The sequence below is a fragment of the Mesorhizobium sp. ORM8.1 genome (assembly GCF_053005525.2).
On record NZ_CM132600.1, the window covers coordinates 6512579 to 6529109 of the forward strand.

At 63.9% G+C, this 16531-nt stretch carries 12 protein-coding genes and 1 pseudogene; 5 read left to right on the forward strand and 8 right to left on the reverse strand.

Features of this window, described 5'->3' with window-relative positions:
* Positions 1-59: 59 nt before the first annotated feature.
* Positions 60-653, reverse strand: a complete 594-nt coding sequence (locus ACVDG8_RS32445; protein ID WP_455707384.1) for a helix-turn-helix domain-containing protein — start codon at positions 651-653, stop codon at positions 60-62.
* A gap of 227 nt (positions 654-880) precedes the next feature.
* Between ACVDG8_RS32445 and ACVDG8_RS32450 the strand changes: the two genes are divergently transcribed.
* Positions 881-1585, forward strand: a complete 705-nt coding sequence (locus tag ACVDG8_RS32450) for a nitroreductase (protein ID WP_447252116.1) — start codon at positions 881-883, stop codon at positions 1583-1585.
* A 25-nt stretch (positions 1586-1610) separates the two neighbouring features.
* Here the strand turns inward: ACVDG8_RS32450 and ACVDG8_RS32455 are convergent, their stop codons facing one another.
* From ACVDG8_RS32455 to ACVDG8_RS32475, 5 genes are all read right to left on the reverse strand, one after another.
* Positions 1611-2993: an MFS transporter gene (locus ACVDG8_RS32455; protein WP_447252117.1), complete on the reverse strand. Its 1383-nt coding sequence runs from the start codon at positions 2991-2993 to the stop codon at positions 1611-1613.
* A gap of 229 nt (positions 2994-3222) precedes the next feature.
* Entirely contained in the window at positions 3223-3825 is a 603-nt protein-coding gene (locus ACVDG8_RS32460; protein ID WP_447252118.1) for a sarcosine oxidase subunit gamma, read from the reverse strand.
* On the reverse strand, positions 3818-6826 hold the full coding sequence (locus tag ACVDG8_RS32465) for a sarcosine oxidase subunit alpha (RefSeq protein WP_447252119.1): 3009 nt from the start codon (positions 6824-6826) through the stop codon (positions 3818-3820). The genes ACVDG8_RS32460 and ACVDG8_RS32465 overlap by 8 nt, the downstream gene beginning before the upstream one ends.
* A complete protein-coding gene (locus ACVDG8_RS32470; RefSeq protein WP_455707385.1) occupies positions 6823-7116 on the reverse strand; it encodes a sarcosine oxidase subunit delta in 294 nt (97 codons plus the stop codon). Before ACVDG8_RS32470 ends, ACVDG8_RS32465 begins: the two co-directional genes overlap by 4 nt.
* Before the next feature lie 69 nt (positions 7117-7185).
* Entirely contained in the window at positions 7186-8445 is a 1260-nt protein-coding gene (locus ACVDG8_RS32475; RefSeq protein WP_447252121.1) for a sarcosine oxidase subunit beta, read from the reverse strand.
* A gap of 204 nt (positions 8446-8649) precedes the next feature.
* Here ACVDG8_RS32475 and ACVDG8_RS32480 point away from each other — a divergent pair.
* Positions 8650-11138, forward strand: a pseudogene (locus tag ACVDG8_RS32480) (mechanosensitive ion channel family protein).
* Here the strand turns inward: ACVDG8_RS32480 and ACVDG8_RS32485 are convergent.
* Both ACVDG8_RS32485 and ACVDG8_RS32490 read right to left on the reverse strand, forming a co-directional pair.
* The gene (locus ACVDG8_RS32485) at positions 11135-12031 is read right to left on the reverse strand and encodes an NAD(P)H-binding protein (RefSeq protein WP_447252123.1); all 897 of its coding nucleotides are present in this window, start codon (positions 12029-12031) and stop codon (positions 11135-11137) included. The pseudogene ACVDG8_RS32480 and the gene ACVDG8_RS32485 sit on opposite strands and share 4 nt — an antisense overlap.
* A 164-nt stretch (positions 12032-12195) precedes the next feature.
* A complete protein-coding gene (locus tag ACVDG8_RS32490; RefSeq protein ID WP_447252124.1) occupies positions 12196-13014 on the reverse strand; it encodes a helix-turn-helix domain-containing protein in 819 nt (272 codons plus the stop codon).
* A 201-nt stretch (positions 13015-13215) separates the two neighbouring features.
* Here ACVDG8_RS32490 and ACVDG8_RS32495 point away from each other — a divergent pair, with 201 nt between their 5' ends.
* The 3 genes from ACVDG8_RS32495 to ACVDG8_RS32505 all read left to right on the forward strand — a co-directional run bounded on the left by ACVDG8_RS32495 (position 13216) and on the right by ACVDG8_RS32505 (position 16502).
* On the forward strand, positions 13216-13479 hold the full coding sequence (locus ACVDG8_RS32495) for a hypothetical protein (protein WP_447252125.1): 264 nt from the start codon (positions 13216-13218) through the stop codon (positions 13477-13479).
* A gap of 237 nt (positions 13480-13716) precedes the next feature.
* Positions 13717-15150, forward strand: a complete 1434-nt coding sequence (locus tag ACVDG8_RS32500) for a UbiA family prenyltransferase (protein WP_447252126.1) — start codon at positions 13717-13719, stop codon at positions 15148-15150.
* Positions 15150-16502 (forward strand): FAD-binding oxidoreductase, encoded by a 1353-nt coding sequence (locus ACVDG8_RS32505; RefSeq protein ID WP_447252127.1) that lies wholly within the window; start codon positions 15150-15152, stop codon positions 16500-16502. Before ACVDG8_RS32500 ends, ACVDG8_RS32505 begins: the two co-directional genes overlap by 1 nt.
* Positions 16503-16531: the final 29 nt, after the last annotated feature.

Below are 16531 nucleotides of genomic sequence, written 5' to 3' on the forward strand. Positions count from 1 at the left end.
TTGTTTGATGCATGCCGTTGTCCCAAAACCGCTGAGCATTTTTGGGCGGCATGCATTGTTCAATATACGGGCGGCGAAACCACCCAGATCACGACCACCGGTTCGGTTCCCGGGTTGCGCCAGCGATAAGGCTTGCCCTCGAAGCGGAACGAGTCGCCTTCGCCGAGCCGATGCCAGACGCCGGCAATCTCGATGTCGAACTGGCCCGACGCGATATAACCGGCCTCCTCGGTCGGCCGCAGCGCCGCCGTCTTCATCTCCGCGCCGGGCGCGAACACCGAGCGCACCATCTCGAAACTACCGCCGAGATCGGGCGACAGAAGCTCTTCCACCAGGCCGGATTCACTTGTGCCAAGCGCGCGGCGACGGCCGGCGCGCACGATGACGCCGCGCTCCTGTTCGACCGGCACGTCATGGCTGAAGAACAGGCTGATCGGCACGCCGAAGAGGTTTGCGAAGGCGCGCAGATCGCCAAGCGAAGGGACCGAAAGACCGCGCTCGACCTGGCTGACCCAGCCGACGGAGCGGCCAAGCTTGAGGGCGATTTCCGAAAGCGTCAGCCCGCGCGCCTTGCGCAGCGCACGGATGTCGCCGGCGAGCAGCCGGTCGCCATTGTCCTGTTCCGTTCTGGCGGCGGTCGGGGTCAATCGCATCGTGAAAAAATCCGAATAAATTTCATGAGAGGGCAGGCTTGTGAAAAAATCAAGAGGATTTTCATAGGCCACAAGATTTGCTTGCGCGATTCCGCCGGTTGATGCAAAGGCTCGCGCACGAGCGGCGAGTGGGGCGTCCGGTCGGGACCAGGTTTGAGATTTGAGTCTGCGCATCGTCCTTCGGGCAACCGGCCTCCGGTTCCCGGCCATGCGCAAAGGGACGGCCCATGCTGGAAAACAACAGCCGGATTGCCAAGGATGCGGCGATCGTCGACGAGGCGATCCTATCGCGCCGTTCGGTGCGCGCCTTCCTGCCCGATATGGTCGACGAGGACACGATCCGCGCCATACTGGCAGTCGCCGCGCGCGCGCCTTCAGGCACCAACATGCAGCCCTGGCGGGTCTATGTGACCAAGGGCGAGGTCAAGCAGCAGATCAGCGACGCCATCCTCAATTCCGGCATCCGCGCCGAGAAGGCCGATTGGGACGAATACCGCTACTACCCGACCCAGTTCTTCGAGCCTTATCTGACGCGCCGTCGCGCCAACGGTTTCGGGCTCTATGGCGCGCTCGGCATCGGCCGCCGCGAGGTAGACAAGATGCGCGCCCAGCACGACCGCAACTTCGTTTTCTTCGACGCGCCGGTCGGCATGATCTTTACCATCGACCGGCGATTGAACCAGGGCTCGTGGATCGATTACGGCATGTTCCTGCAGAACATCATGGTGGCGGCGCGGGGCAGGGGCCTGCACACCTGCCCGCAGGCCGCTTTCGCGCCCTATCATCGGCAGATCAGGCCTGTGCTCAACATTCCCGACGAGGAAATCGTCGTCTGCGGCATGGCGCTGGGCTATGAGGATATCTCCAAGCCCGAGAACGAATTCCGCACCGACCGCGCGCCGCTCGAGGACTGGGTGACGTTCTCGAAATAGCGCCCGCGTAAGGTCGCGATGGACTTTAGTCCGCGTTCATATGCGCGCCATGACCGCTGACATGGGCGCCGTCCTGCGGCGTCAGTCTGAGATAGGCCGATAGCGCGCAGAGCGTGATCAGGCCCTCGACGACGAACAGGATGCGATAGTCGTTGACGCTGGCCTGGCCGCCGCCCGCCAGCAGCGACAGCAATGCCGCCGCCAGGCCGACACTGAGCGCCACAGCAAGCTGCCACAGGATGTAATAGAGCGCGCTGAAGCGGGCGAGCTGCTCGGGCGCGATGTCCGAATAAGCAAGGTTGCCGGTCGAGGCCCATTGCACCGAGCGAAAGACGCCGAAGGCGAAGATATAGGCCAGAACGATCCAGACCGGCAGGTTCTCGTGCATCAGGGCAAAGCCCGCAACCAATAAGGCGACGATCGGCGTGTTGGTGACCAGCACGCGCTTGAAGCCGAAGCGGTTCAAAAGGCGTGGCATGAAGACGCGCATTGCCAACGAGCCGATCGCGGCGACGAAAGTCAGCGATCCGGCCTGCACGGCGCTCATGCCAAAGCCTAGCTGGAACATCAGCGGCAACAGGAAGACGACCGAGCTCAAACCGATCGTGTCGAGGCCGCCGCCGGTGAGAAAGCTGATGCGGAAGGTGCGGATGCGCAGCAGATTGAGATCGAGCAGCGGGTTGCGGGCGCGCAGGCAGTAGAAGGCGGCGACAGTGAGGATAGCGATCGCCAGGCCGAGCTCGAGACCGATGACGCTGCCGGCGGCATCCTTCGCGGCCAGCGAGTCCATGCCGAAGACCAGCAGTCCCATGCCGCTGCCGACAAGCAGGAAGCCTGGAAAGTCGAAAGGCATGCGGACCGGCTTGGTCGTCGTCGGAAACAGCGACGCGGCAAGCAGTGCCGCGGTCAGCGCGATCGGGATGTTGATATAGAAGATCCAGCGCCACGAGACGTAAGTGGTGAGCGCGCCGCCGACCAGCGGCCCGACCAGCGGTCCGGACTGGCCGGCGAGCGAGATGTACATGTTGATCTTCAGCGTGCGGTCGCGCGGGAAGCTGGACAGGATGACAACCTGGCCTAGCGTGCCCATCAGCGCGCCGCCGCACCCTTGCACGGCGCGTGAGCCGACCAGCATCCAGATGTTTTCGGAGAGGCCGCACAAGGCCGACGAACCGGCGAACACCAGGAGCGCAAAGCAATAGACGTTGCGCAGGCCGAAGCGGTCCGCCAGCCAGCCGCCGAGCGGCATGGTGACGATGAGGCTGGCGACATAGACCGTAATCAGCAGACCCAGCTGGCTCGGCGGGCGATCCAGGCTTTCACCGATGCCGGGAAGTGCTGTGACGATGACGTTCTGATCGAGGCTGGTCATGAACACGCCGCAAGCGACGGTCGCCGGCAACAGCATCGATGGGCCTTCCGCTGGAGCAAAGCGGGTCGTGGCTGTCGCCGAAGTCTCTAAAGTCATGGGAGAATAAAGTCGAATTCGTTGCCTGAACGGACGTTTGGCTGGCAAACGCCGATGATTCCTTATCTATCGTCCCTGCTGGTCCAGCGCTCAAGCAGCAGTTGTAGTCGTCAATAGTGCCAGACGCCGGCTGGACCAATTCTCAGCCCGGCCAACGGATGCAGTCGCTCTACTGCACCTCGTATCCGACTTCCTCGCTTGCGTGGCACAAGGCCTTCCAGAAGGAGCGCGCGAAGGAGCGGAAGACGTAGATGTCGAACTGGTCGGCGCCGGTGCGCTGGATCTGGGCGAAGATGTCGTGATGATTGGTCGAGCGGCCGGCGCCCAGCGGAAAGGCCGGCAGGGCAAAATCGATGGCGAAGAATTTTGCCATGATCCATTCGGCCTTCGGCCCGGCAATGCGGATTGCAGTGCGTCCGTGCGACAGGTCGGTCAAGGTGCCGATGGCCGGCGTGATGACGCCGGCAAAGGCTTGAGCCAGCCCCTCGGCCTCGTCGACGACGGTGAACTTGCCCGGCGCGAAGCCAAAGGCCGATTTCGCGCCATTGCTGATGCCGCCGCCAGCGCCGTCGGGCAAGGCAAGGCCGGTGACCTTGCGGATAGCGTCGATCAGCTGCTTCTCCTCGCCCGTCCAGGCGGCGAGCTGCAGGATCGAGCCCGGCCGTGTCTCGGACAGGATGACATCGACGCCGTGCTCGAAATTGCCGTGCGAGCCGGGATGATACTCGGGCTCCAGCGGCGATAGGCGTTCGGGCGACTGTTGATCAGCCATGCATGCGGCTCCCGTCCGGATCGTAGAAATGGTTGGAGACGATTTCGATCGGCCCGAACCGGTTGCGCAGCGGGTCGGAGACGAAGGCGCGGGTCCCATGTCTTGCCTTGCCGCCCTTGACCAGCGCCAACGCGATGTATTTGCCGAGCGCCGGCGAATAGCAGCAGGCGGTGATGTGGCCGAGCGAACCGTGCGGATTGGCTTCGTCCAGCGCCTCGACGATGTGGCCGCCGCCGTTGAGCGGTCGGTTGTCGAGGGCGATCACGCCGACGAGCTGCAGCCGGTCGGGGGCGATGAGCCCCTCGCGGTCCATCATCGCCGAGCCGATGAAAGGTTTTTTCTTCGACAGCATCCAGTCGAGATGCAGGTCGCGCGCGGTGGTGCGGCCGTCGATCTCGGCGCCGGTGACATGGCCCTTCTCGATGCGCATCGTGCCGAGCGCCTCGAGCCCGTAGGTGACCAGGCCGAACGGCTTGCCGGCTTCGATCAGCGCTTCCCAGACGCGCGTGCCGTGACCGGCGCCGGAATAGACTTCGAAAGCCATTTCGCCGGAGAAGGAGAGCCGGCAGATCATTACCGGCACGCCGGCGATCTCGCCATGGACGATGCCCATGAAGGGCAGGGCGGCATTGTCGACCGCCGTGCCTTTGACGCAGGCCGCGAGAATGGCCCGCGCGTTCGGTCCGCCGATCGCCGCGCCCGCCCATTCGTCGGTGACCGATGTAACGGTGACCTTGAGCTCCGGCCAGATGACGTCGAGGAAATACTCCAAATGCTGCATCACCTTGCCGGCATTGGCGGTGGTGGTGGTCATCAGGAAATCCTGCTCGCCGAGCCGCCAGGTGGTGCCGTCGTCGAAAGCAAGGCCGTCCTCGCGCAGCATCAGACCGTAGCGCGCCTTGCCGACGGCCAGAGTTGAAAACATGTTGGTGTAGACGCGGTCGAGGAGTTCGGCGGCGTCCGGCCCTTGCACGGCGATCTTGCCCAGCGTCGAGACATCGACGATACCGGCGCTTTCGCGCGTTGCCTTGGCTTCGCGCACATAGGCCTGCTCGACCGTCTCGCCGGCAAGGCCGTAGATCATCGGCCGGTACCAGAGGCCGGCCGAGTACATGGTCGCGCCATTGGCGAGGTGCCAGTCATGCATCGGCGTCAGCCGCTCGGGCTTCAGATCGCCGAAGCGTTCGGCGGCCAAAGAGCCGATCGACACCGCCGTATAGGGCGGGCGGAAGCGGGTCGTGCCGACTTCGGGGATCGGTTTGCCGAGCGCCTCGGCCATGATGGCAAGGCCCGGCACGTTGGAATTCTTGCCCTGGTCGGTCGCCATGCCGAGCGTGGTGTAGCGCTTCAGATGCTCGACCGAGACAAAGCCCTCGCGATGCGCCAGCCGCACGTCCTCGGCGGTGACGTCGTGCTGGAAGTCGACGAAGCTTTTGCCCTTGGCCTTGATCTCGAACACCGGCGCCGGATCGGGATCGCCGGGCGCTGCCTCGACAACGGGCAAGGGGGCGGATGACGTCGCTCCGCCCGCAGCCTGAAGACCGGCGGCGCGGCCTTCGGCAATTGCCTCAGTGGTGGAGAAACTGCCTGTGAAGGCGCCGGCGCCAATCCATTGCTGATTTGGCCAGTGTTGCGTCGGCTTTGGCGGCAGGAAGGCTTGTCTCGCCGGATCCCATTCGGCTTTCGCGCCGGCCTGACTGGCGAGATGGATGGTCGGCGACCAGCCGCCCGACATCAAAAGGCAGTCGGCATGGATGCTGCGCTCGTCGCCGCTCAGCGCCCCGCTCATAGCGTCGAAGCGCTGCACTTTCAGACCGCTGAGCGCCTTGCCGCCCTCGGTGGAGATCACCGCGTGGCCGGTCAGCAACTCGGCCTCGGCCTCGCTCGCCAGCCTGCGCATGTCGCCGCTCACGTCGCCGCGGACATCGACAATGGCGACGACCGCCGCTCCCGCCTTCTTCAAGGCAGCGGCCGAGCGGTAGGCGCTGTCATTGTTGGTGAGGAGCGCGATGCGCTGCCCCAGCAGCACGCCATATTCAGCTGCGTAGCGCTCGGCGGCGTGAGCGAGCATCACGCCCGGACGGTCGTTGCCCGGAAACACCAGCGGCCGTTCGAACGAGCCGGTGGCGAGAACCACTGTACCGGCGCGGATCGCCCAGTAGCGCTGGCGCGGTTCGCCCTTGGCCGCCACTTCCTTGTGGTCGGTCACGCGCTCGAGAGCGGCCAGCGTGTTGCCGTCGTAATAACCCCACACCGTCGTGCGCGGCAAAAGCCGCACATTGTCATTGCCTTCGAGCTGACCAACCATGCGCTGGGCCCAGTCCGCCGCGGGTGAGCCGTCGATGGTTTCGCCCGACCAGTTGGCGGAACCGCCGAAATGGGCCTCCAGATCGGCCAGGATCACACGCGCGCCCTGGTCGGCGGCGGCCTTGGCCGCCATCAGGCCGGCAGGGCCGGAGCCGACGACCAGCACATCGCAAAAGGCGTTCATGCGTTCATAGCGCGCCGGATCGGGCGCGGTGCCGGCCTTGCCGAGACCGGCGGCGCGGCGGATGAAATGCTCGCAGAACATCCAGAAGCGCGTGCCTTTCAGCGGACCGATCACCGGCCCCATGAAGGTCTTGTAGTAGAAGCCGGCAGACAGGATCTTGCCGCCGAGCTGGTTGACGGCATTGATATCCCAGGCAAGCGAGGGCATGCGGTTCTGGCTGACGGCGACCAGCCCGTCATAGATCTCGACCATGGTGGCCGCGACATTGGGCTCGCGCACTTCGCCGCGCAGCACCGTCACCAGCGCGTTCGGCTCCTCGACGCCGGCGGCGAGCAGGCCGCGCGGGCGGTGGTACTTGAACGAGCGGCCGAACAGGGTGACCCCATTGGCAAGCAGCGCCGAAGCGAGCGTATCGCCGGCATGGCCCGTATAAGCAGCGCCGTCGAAGGTGAAGCGGATGGTGCGCAGCCGGTCGATGCGGCCGCCGATCTCGGTACGGCGCGGGCTCACGACCGGACCCCCGCTTTGTGGCCGGCGGATTTGTGTCCGCCACGCGCGAATTCGGTGCTCAGGATCTCATGCGTCACGGTGTTGCGCACGACGCGCACATGCGCGCGGCAGCCGCCGGAATGCTGCCAGATCTCGTTGTGCTCGCCGGCCGGGTTCAGCCGGTCGTAGACATAGGCATTCCAGGCGTCGAGGTTCTGCGAGGCCGGCTGCGGCCGCTCGCGGTTGCCGTCGCCCTGATAGGCGAACTCGATGACGTCGCGCGGGCCGCAATAGGGACAGGTGATCAGCATTTCTTTGTATCTTTTTGTTCAACCATGATCTTTTCCAAAAACCGGTTTCCACTTTTTGGGATCATGGTGCTAATGCAGCCGCGGATTCGCGCCCTGGCCTTTGTCGTCGATGACGAGGCCGCGGTAGAAACGGTCGAGCGTGAAGGGCGCGTTGAATTCGTGCGGCTCGTCCTTGGCGATGGTATGGGCAAAGCACCAGCCCGAGGCAGGCGTTGCCTTGAAGCCGCCGTAGCACCAGCCGCAATTGAGATACATGCCAGGCAGCGGCCCGGCGGTGATGATCGGCGAGCCGTCCATCGTCATGTCGCAGACGCCGCCCCAGGAGCGCAGCATGCGCACCCGGGCGAGGCCCGGGAACAGCGCCAGCATCTCGCTCATCACCTCGTCGACGACGGGCAGGCTGCCGCGCTGGGCGTAGCTGTTGTAGCCGTCGAGGTCGCCGCCATAGACGAGGCCGCCCTTGTCGGACTGGGAGATGTAGAAATGGCCCATGCCGAAGGTCAGCACCGTGTCGATAACCGGCTTCAGCGATTCCGAGACGAAGGCCTGCAGCACATGGCTTTCGATCGGCATGTGGGAAATGCCGGCAAGCTGCATGACGCGCCCGGTGCTGCCGGCCACGGCAAGCGCGACTTTCTTGGCGCGGATATCGCCGCGCGTCGTCGTCACGCCGGTGATCTGCCCGCCGTCGCGCAGGAAGCCGGTGACTTCGCAATTCTCGATGATGTCGACGCCCCGGCGGTCGGCGCCGCGCGCATAACCCCAGGCGACGGCGTCGTGACGGGCGGTGCCGGCACGCGGCTGCATCAGACCGCCAAGCACGGGAAAACGCGCGGAGCCGGAGAGGTCGAGCGCCGGCACCAGCCGCTTGATCTGGTCGAGGCTCATCAGCTCGGCGTCGACGCCGAGATGGCGCATGGCGTTGCCGCGCCGGGCGTAATCGTCGAGCTGGGCCGGCGTGTGCGCGAGGTTGAGGCAGCCGCGCTGCGAGAACATGACGTTGTAGTTGAGCTCGTGCGAGAGGTTCTCCCACAGCTTCATCGAATGCTCGTAGAAGCGGGTATTTTCGGGCAGAAGATAGTTGGAGCGCACGGCCGTGGTGTTGCGGCCGACATTGCCGGAGCCCAGCCAGCCTTTTTCCAGCACCGCGACGTCGGTGATGCCGTGTTCCTTGGCGAGATAATAGGCGGTCGAGAGGCCATGCCCGCCGCCACCGATGACGATCACGTCGTAAGAGGCCCTGGGGTCCGGCTTGCGCCAGGCGGGCTTCCAGTCCTTGTTGCCGGACAGGGCGTTCTTGAGCAGCGAAAAGGCTGAGTACTCCGCCATTCTTCTTGTCGTCCTTATGATGCGAGGCGGCACACTATAGAGCGGCCTGTAAGGGCAAAGCCAGGATTGCGCCATGGCTTTTCGACAGGCCGACTCCGGTCCCCATGCCCGTCATGAACGGGAACAGCTTGCCGCATGGTATGGCGGTCTTTATCAAGGGCGGAAATTTCGAAGGTCTTCCGGCCGCGAGTCGCCAACAAAATCATGTTCTTTCGACTGCTACGCCTGATCCTGGTCCTGATCGTCGCCGCATGGGCGCAGCCGTCGTTCGACGCCTCGGCGCAGGCGATCGGCCACGGCTCCTCCCAGCTCATCACCGACCAGACCAAGGTTATCCAGGACCTGACGACCAGGACCGATGGCCTGGAGAAGAAGCTGAACGATCCCGGCCAGGACGATGCCGGCCTCGTCGACATCCGCCTACAGCTGGAAGACATATCGCGGGCGGCGCTCAACAGCGCGCTGGCGTTCCGTCAACGGCTAACCGATATCAACAACCGTATCCAGGTGCTCGGCCCGGCGCCGGCGCAAGGACAGCCGCCGGAGCCGGAAGTCGTCAGCAGCGAGCGCGCCGCGCTCTCCTCCGAAAAGGCACTGATCAACGCGGTCGTCGCCAGCGCGCAGAACCTGTCGATCCGTGTCAACGGGCTGGTCGACAAGATCGCGACCATGCGCAGCGCGCTTTTCCGCAATGTCATCACCAAGCAATACGAGCTGACCGACGCGCTGAGCCCGCAGGCCTTTTCGGACGCGCACGACCAGTTCAGCGGTCTCTACAAGGCGGTCAGCTCATGGCTTAGCTTCGCTTTCAAGTTCAAGTTTCAGGCAATCCTTGCCGCAACTTTGATGGCATTGGCGCTGGCCGCCGTTCTTTTGATCGGCGGCAGACGGTTGTTCGGCCGTATTTTCGAGGCAGACCCGAGCATTGAGGAGCCGTCCTATCTTAGCCGGCTTTCGGTGGCATTCTGGTCGACGCTGCTGCCAACTGTGGCACTCGGCGCGTTCTTCACCTCCGCCGTCTTCTTCTTCAATTATTACAATGTCTTGCGTGGCGACATCGGCACATTCCTCAACGCGTTGCTTACCGTGATCGCCATGGTTTTCTGCGTCAACAGGCTGACCAATGCAGCATTGGAGCCACGCCTGCCGAACTGGCGGCTCATTCCGGTCGCAAACGGCCCGGCACGCTGGCTGGTCGGATTGACCACCGCCATGGCCATCGTTCTGGGGCTCAACTATTTCCTTTCGGTCGTAAACGAAAAGATGGGCTCGCCGCTCTCGTTGACGATCGCCAGGGGTTCGTTGCCACCATAATCGTCGGCGTCATCCTGATCCTGATGAGCTTGATCAGGCCTTTCAGGGCGAAGGACGGTTCATGGCGGCCTTGGCCTGCATGGCTTCGCTTCCTTTCCATCGGGCTCGGGCTGTTCACCATTGCCGCTGCGTTGCTCGGCTATATCGGTCTGGCGCTCTTCGTCTCGTTCCAGGTGGTGGTTACAGGCACCATCCTGGTTACCGCCTATATCGGCTTCCTGTCGGCGCGGGCGATCGGCGAGGAGGGCGGCTTCGCCGACACGACAGCGGGGCGCTGGCTTTCGGCCAATTCCAGCTATGAGGATACGGCGCTCGACCAGTTTGGCCTGGTCGTCAGCATCGCTATCAACGTGATGATCGTGCTGGTCTTCCTGCCGCTGATCCTCCTGATGTGGGGGTTCCAACCCGGCGATATCGAGGCGTGGGCCTACAAGCTTGCCACCGGTGTCCAGGTCGGCTCGGTGACGATCTCCTTCCTTGGCATCCTCACCGGCATCGTCGTCTTCATCATCGGCTATTTCCTGACACGCTGGTTCCAGGGCTGGCTCGACGGCTCGGTGATGGCTCGCGGCAAGGTCGACACCGGTGTGCGCAATTCGATTCGGTTGGGCGTCGGCTACGCCGGGGTCGCGCTCGCGGGGCTGGTTGGCATTTCGGCCGCGGGCATCGATCTCTCAAACCTTGCGCTGGTGGCTGGCGCGCTGTCACTCGGTATTGGTTTTGGCCTGCAGAATGTCGTCTCGAACTTCGTCTCCGGCCTCATCCTGCTCGCCGAGCGGCCGTTCAAGGTCGGCGACTGGATCATCGCCGGCGACACCAGCGGTACGGTGAAGAAGATCAGCGTGCGCGCCACCGAGATCGAGACATTCCAGCGTCAGTCGGTGATCCTGCCCAATTCGAACCTCATCAATAATGCGGTCGGCAACTGGACGCATCGCAACAAGCTCGGCCGCGTAGACATCAAGGTCGGCGTCGCCTATGGCAGCGACGTCAAGCGCGTCCATGCGATCCTGGCCGATATCGCGCGCGCCCACCCGATGGTGCTGAAAAATCCCGAGCCCTTCGTGCTGTTCGCCAATTTCGGCGCCGCCGCGCTCGAATTCGAGATCCGCGTGTTCGTGGCCGACATCATGAACGGCAGCATCGTCCAGAACGACATCCGTTTCGCCATCTTCGATGTTTTCGAGGACGAGCACATCGAGATCCCGTCGACGCCGCGCGCCGTCGTCGAGACCAAGAAGCACGAGGCCTGGCCGATCGACGACGACAAGATCGAGGCCGAATTTGCCGAGCGCCAGCGGCTTGAGGCGGAGGCGGCGGCCGAGCAGGCCCGGCTTGCCAGGCTGAAACGCAAAGGCCGCAAGCCCGATCCTAGTTAAGCCTCGAGCGACGCTTGTTCGCTTGGTGGAACCAGCGCCGACAGGACCACCGAAAGCTCCGTCTTGCCCTTTCTGATCTCGCCGGCGCCTTGCTCGGCATCGATACGGCCGGCGTTGTGGGCATCGAACAGGTCGGCTACAAGCTGCGCATAGCTCGCGCTCATGCCGCCGGCGGTCAAAATCGCAATCCAGTCCTGTCTTGGCGCCTCGCGGGCAACGATTTTACGGCCGCTGGTCACGCTCAACGCCTCGGCTACGTCGAACACGCTGTAGCGCCGAGGTCCCTCGGCATGGACGATGCGTGGCGCCTTGCCTGCGCCGGACATGAGCAGATCGGCGGCGATCAGCCCGACATCGCCCGCCGAGACGGTCGGGAACGACTTGGAAAGAGGATGATGCAGGCTGCCGAGGATGCCGGTCTGCAGCGCCCGGCCGGTGCTGCGGCCCCAGTTCTGCATGTGCTCGGCCGAGCGCAGCAAGGTCAGCGACGCCGGCAGTGTCTTCAATCGCGCTTCGAGATGGTGGAAGGCGAGCGTGATGCCGGTGCCGGTCGGCAGTTGGGCGCCGTAATCGGAGATCGCCAGGACATGGGCTGGGCGGGCCTGCGCCAGCGCCTCGACGATCGTGTCGGTCGTCGCTTTCATCTGGGACAACGCATCTTGCGCCCTGACGAGGGTGGGGCAGATCACCTGCACAGCCGAGGCGCCTCTCATTGCCTGCACCAGCGCCGGCATGTCCGCGAAATCGGCGACGGCTATGTCGCAACCGATCGTGCGGAGTTCGTCAGCCGTCGAGGGGTTGCGAACGACGGCCCTGACCGGGAGGTTGTTCTGGCGCAGCGCGCCGACTGTCGCCCGTCCGATTTTACCTGTGGCGCCCATGATCACGAACATCTTCATTCTCCTGTCGATGTAGGAGCGCTGGATGCCCGATATGCGAGCGCGCGTCGCACCGGGAAGGACGGCGGCGCGCACAAAAGGACGATGATTTTGTAGCGGCTAGATCAATGGAGCATGATGTCGTCCGAAAACCGCTCCACACTTTTCGGCATCATGCTCTATCGCTGCAGACGAGCGAGCGCCGCAGGCGTCACGCCCAGCACGCGCTTCATGCTGCGGGCCATGTGGCTTTGGTGGGCAAAGCCTGCTTCCAATGCAATCTGGCTGAGCGGCATCTTGCTCTCGCCAAGCAACAGCCTGGCGCGCTCGACACGGCGCTGGATGACATATTGGTGCGCCGGCATGCCGAAGCTGCGGCGAAACAAATCCTTCAGATGCGAGACGCTGATCGCCGCGACCTCCGCCAGATCATCGAGGGAAAGCTCCTGGTCGAGATTGGCCTCGACGAATTCCCGCAATCTGCGCTTCTGGCCGGACGACAGCATTTGTCCGGAAGGCAGCTTTCTAATGGCCGCGCCATTGATCAGTTGCACGCCCAGCGCCCTTGCCAGGCTTTCGCAATAGAGTCGATCCGACGGCACCTCGGGGTTCAGTCCGCTCGCGAGCGCCAAGGCTATATGCTCGATCCTCGGATCGCGGCGCTGGAACTGCGGTTCGACGACGATCCGGTCCGGATCGAGCTCCAGATCCAGCGCGGCCCGCCGGACCAGGGCCGGATTGACCCACAGGCGCAGGACGGTGCAGTCCGCATCATCCTGCCAATTGCCATCCAAGCCGGCAGGCACGATGTCGATATCGCCATGCGCCTGGACACGCCGGTGATGCCTGTCGTCGCAACGGCATGAGGCGTTGACGGGCGGCCCGACATGCATGCCGAGACGATGATAGGGCGATGCGGGCACATAATAGTTCAGGCCGGCCGTGATATCCCGCCGCTCGACTTCGACGCCGATCGTTTCAAGCCATGTGCCGGGCACTGTGCTGACCTCACCTGTAACGTGCCCGTATCATATCGGGTCCGCCGCCCGAATTTAACAGGGTGTGGAGGACGAAACCGATTGTGGCATGAATACGGCATTCAGTTGCGGTTCAGGTAACATCTCATATAAGCTCCGATGCAAAGGGCGAGAATGCCTTGCAAATTTGAACAGAGGCGGTGTGAAAGCACCGGAAATGCAATGTGGAAGTCTGTCGTTGCCGCCATCGCTTTGCTGGCTCTGGGCGGTTCGGCTTTCGCCGCCAGCGCGATCAACAGGGATGCTCAGACGCGGACCCTGATCGTGACCGAAGGCGGCGCCAAGAGCGAGATCACGCTCGGCGCCGGCGAGACGGTGGAATTCTGCTCGAATGGCTGCTTCGTCACCTTGCCGAATGGCGACCTCGAAGCGCTGACCGGTTCGGAAACGGTCGAGATTTCGGGCGGCGCCGCCCGCATCAAGTAATCGTCGTCGCATGATTGGCAAAAGGCCGGGCGGATGTCCGGCCTTTTATCGTTTCCGGTAGCCGACGCTTAACGATGACGCCTGAAAAACCGGTATGACCACCCGCTGCAACCGGGCGTTTTAACGTTCGCTGCGCCATCCCCCGTTATATCCGATGCGAAGATGCCGAAACACGGCGCGGATCTTGGTGGCGATGACCCATTGCGAAATGGGTCATCGCCCGAGCAGGGCAGGACAATGGACGCGCGGTCGGACAGGAACGCAATTCCTCTTGCGGTCGATCTCGACGGCACGCTGATTACAACGGACCTTCTGTGGGAAGGCCTGTTCATCCTGCTCAAGAAGAATCCGCTCTATCTCTTTCTGGTGCCGTTCTGGCTGGCCGGCGGTCCGCCCCGGCTGAAGCAGGAAATCGCCAAACGCGTCGACATCGATCCGGCCTCGCTGCCTTATCGCCAGGACCTGCTCGACCGGTTGCGGGTCGAGCACCAGGAGGGACGCCAGATCGTCCTGGCGACGGGAACGCCGCGCAAATTCGCTGAAGCGATCGCCGCACATCTCGGCATCTTCGACCGCGTGCTGGCGACCGACGGGCCGCACAACATGACCTCGGGCAGGAAGCGCGCCGCGCTGATTGCCGCCTATGGCGATGCCGGCTTCGATTATGCCGGCAACAGCCGCCACGATCTCAAAGTGTTCGACGCCGCGCGCAGCTCTATTGTCGTCGCCCCCGATCGCAGCGCCCGGCGCTGGCAGGCGGCGCATGGTGCCGAAGCCATGCCGGCGCCGAAGCGGACGCTCAAGATCTATATCAAGATGCTGCGCGTGCATCAGTGGCTGAAGAATTCGCTGATCGCCGTGCCGATGGTGCTGTCGCACGAATATTTCAACGCCAACATGATCTGGCAGTGCCTGCTGGCGTTCGTGTCCTTCAGCGCGGTGGCATCGGCCATCTACATCGTCAATGATTTTTTCGACCTGGCGCTCGACCGCAAGCATCCGACAAAACGCAACCGGCCTTTCGCCAGCGGCGCGCTGTCGATCCCCCTCGGCCTTGGTGCGATTGCCGTGCTGCTCGCCATCGGGATCGCCGCCGGCCTGTTCCTGCCGATCGAATTCCTCGGTGTGCTTGCCGGCTATATGGCCGTCACCACCGCCTACTCGCTGTCGTTCAAGCGCATGCTTCTGGTCGATGTGCTGACGCTCGCCGGCCTCTACACGATCCGCGTGCTGGCGGGCGCTGCCGCCACCGGCGTCGACGTGTCGTTCTGGCTGCTTGCCTTCTCGATTTTCTTCTTCCTGTCGCTGGCGCTGGTGAAGCGCTTCGTCGAACTGCGCACCACCGCCATTCCGCCGGGCGAGCGCATCGCCGGCCGTGGCTATCGCACCGAAGACCAGGAGATCGTCGCGCAGGCGGGCATGGCTTCGGCGTTCTCTTCGGCGCTGGTGCTGGCGCTCTACATGGACAGCCCGGCTGTGCGCGAGCTCTATCCGCATCCATGGCTGATATGGCCGCTGGCGCCGATCGTGCTCTACCTTACCATGCGCGTGTGGATCCTTGCCCGACGCGACGAGATGCATGACGATCCCGTCGTCTTCATCATTCGCGACTGGCGCAGCCAGATCGTCGTCGCCATCGGCGCGGTGTTTCTCGTCATCGGGGGCTGGTGATGGACGCCAAGCGCTTCGGCAGCTTCGGGCTGGCGACGCCGCCGGCGCGCCAGGCGATTTCGGCTGACGAGGCGATCGCGCTGCTGAAGAGCGGCGCCGCCAGGCCGGGCTCGCTGCTCGGCTACGGCAACGGACGCTCCTATGGCGACAGTTGCCAGAACGATGCCGGCACGGTGGTCGACATGCGGCCGCTCGACCGCATCCGGTCCTTCAATGCCGAGACCGGCGTGCTCGAGGCGGAAGCCGGCGCGCTGCTTTGCGATATCATCGCGCATGCCGCGCCCTACGGTTTCTTTCCCGCCGTGGTTCCAGGCACGCAGTTCGTCACGCTCGGCGGCGCCATAGCCAACGACGTTCACGGTAAGAACCACCATCGGCGCGGCACGTTCGGCTGCCATGTCGAGGCGTTCATGTTGCTGAGGTCCGACGGCCGCATCCATCGCTGCTCGCAAACCGAGAACAGTCAATTGTTCAGGGCGACGATCGGCGGCATGGGCCTGACCGGGCTGATCCTGTCGGCTTCGATCCGGCTGATGCGCGTGCCGTCGCTCGACATAATCGAGAAGGCGACACGGTTTCGCGATCTCGGCGAGTTCTTCGAACTTGCCGAAGCCGCGGACCAGGCCAACGAATATGCCGTCGCCTGGATCGACCAACTCGCCGGCGGCCACGGGCGAGGCCGAGGCCTTCTGTTCACCGGCAACCACGCCGAGCACGGCTCACACGCCGCCGCGCGCGCTGGCAACCGGCTGTCCGTGCCGGTGCAGCCGCCCTTCAACGTGCTCAACCGGCCGTTCCTGACCGCTTTCAATGCGGCCTATCGCTGGGCGAAAGGCCGGTCAGCGGCCCCACGCCAGGCCGGCTATCAAGGCTTCTTTTTCCCGCTCGATGGCCTGAGCGACTGGAACCGGCTCTATGGACCGCGCGGCCTGTTCCAGCACCAGAGCGTGGTGCCGGAGGCCGCCGCGCGCCATGCCGTGCCGACGTTGCTGGAAGCCGCGAGACGGGCAGGGCAAGGCTCCTTCCTGACCGTCCTGAAGCGTTTCGGCGACATTCGCTCGCCGGCGCTGCTGTCATTCCCGCGGCCCGGCTACACGCTGACGCTGGATTTTCCCAACAAGGGCGAGAAAACGCTGCGGCTGCTGGCCGAGCTCGACCGCATCGCGGTCGAAGCCGGCGGGGCGGTCAATCCTTACAAGGATGCCCGCATGCCGCCCGAAACCTTCGCTGCGTCGTTCCCGCAATGGCAGCGCCTGGAGGCGTTTCGCGACCCGGCTTTCCTGTCGAGTTTCTGGGCACGCACGGCAAAAAAGCTGGATATCGGACGAAGGAATGCGGAAGCCGCGGAATAGATAGAATTTGAATAAATCGTGGTAAATTA

Excerpts from the sequence above, each read along its gene's own strand:
- ACVDG8_RS32445 (WP_455707384.1), bottom strand. The coding sequence starts at position 653 with ATGCGATTGACCCCGACCGCCGCCAGAACGGAACAGGACAATGGCGAC.
- ACVDG8_RS32450 (WP_447252116.1), top strand. The coding sequence starts at position 881 with ATGCTGGAAAACAACAGCCGGATTGCCAAGGATGCGGCGATCGTCGAC.
- ACVDG8_RS32455 (WP_447252117.1), bottom strand. The coding sequence starts at position 2,993 with ATGCTGTTGCCGGCGACCGTCGCTTGCGGCGTGTTCATGACCAGCCTC.
- ACVDG8_RS32460 (WP_447252118.1), bottom strand. The coding sequence starts at position 3,825 with ATGGCTGATCAACAGTCGCCCGAACGCCTATCGCCGCTGGAGCCCGAG.
- ACVDG8_RS32470 (WP_455707385.1), bottom strand. The coding sequence starts at position 7,116 with ATGCTGATCACCTGTCCCTATTGCGGCCCGCGCGACGTCATCGAGTTC.
- ACVDG8_RS32475 (WP_447252121.1), bottom strand. The coding sequence starts at position 8,445 with ATGGCGGAGTACTCAGCCTTTTCGCTGCTCAAGAACGCCCTGTCCGGC.
- ACVDG8_RS32485 (WP_447252123.1), bottom strand. The coding sequence starts at position 12,031 with ATGTTCGTGATCATGGGCGCCACAGGTAAAATCGGACGGGCGACAGTC.
- ACVDG8_RS32495 (WP_447252125.1), top strand. The coding sequence starts at position 13,216 with ATGTGGAAGTCTGTCGTTGCCGCCATCGCTTTGCTGGCTCTGGGCGGT.
- ACVDG8_RS32500 (WP_447252126.1), top strand. The coding sequence starts at position 13,717 with ATGGACGCGCGGTCGGACAGGAACGCAATTCCTCTTGCGGTCGATCTC.
- ACVDG8_RS32505 (WP_447252127.1), top strand. The coding sequence starts at position 15,150 with ATGGACGCCAAGCGCTTCGGCAGCTTCGGGCTGGCGACGCCGCCGGCG.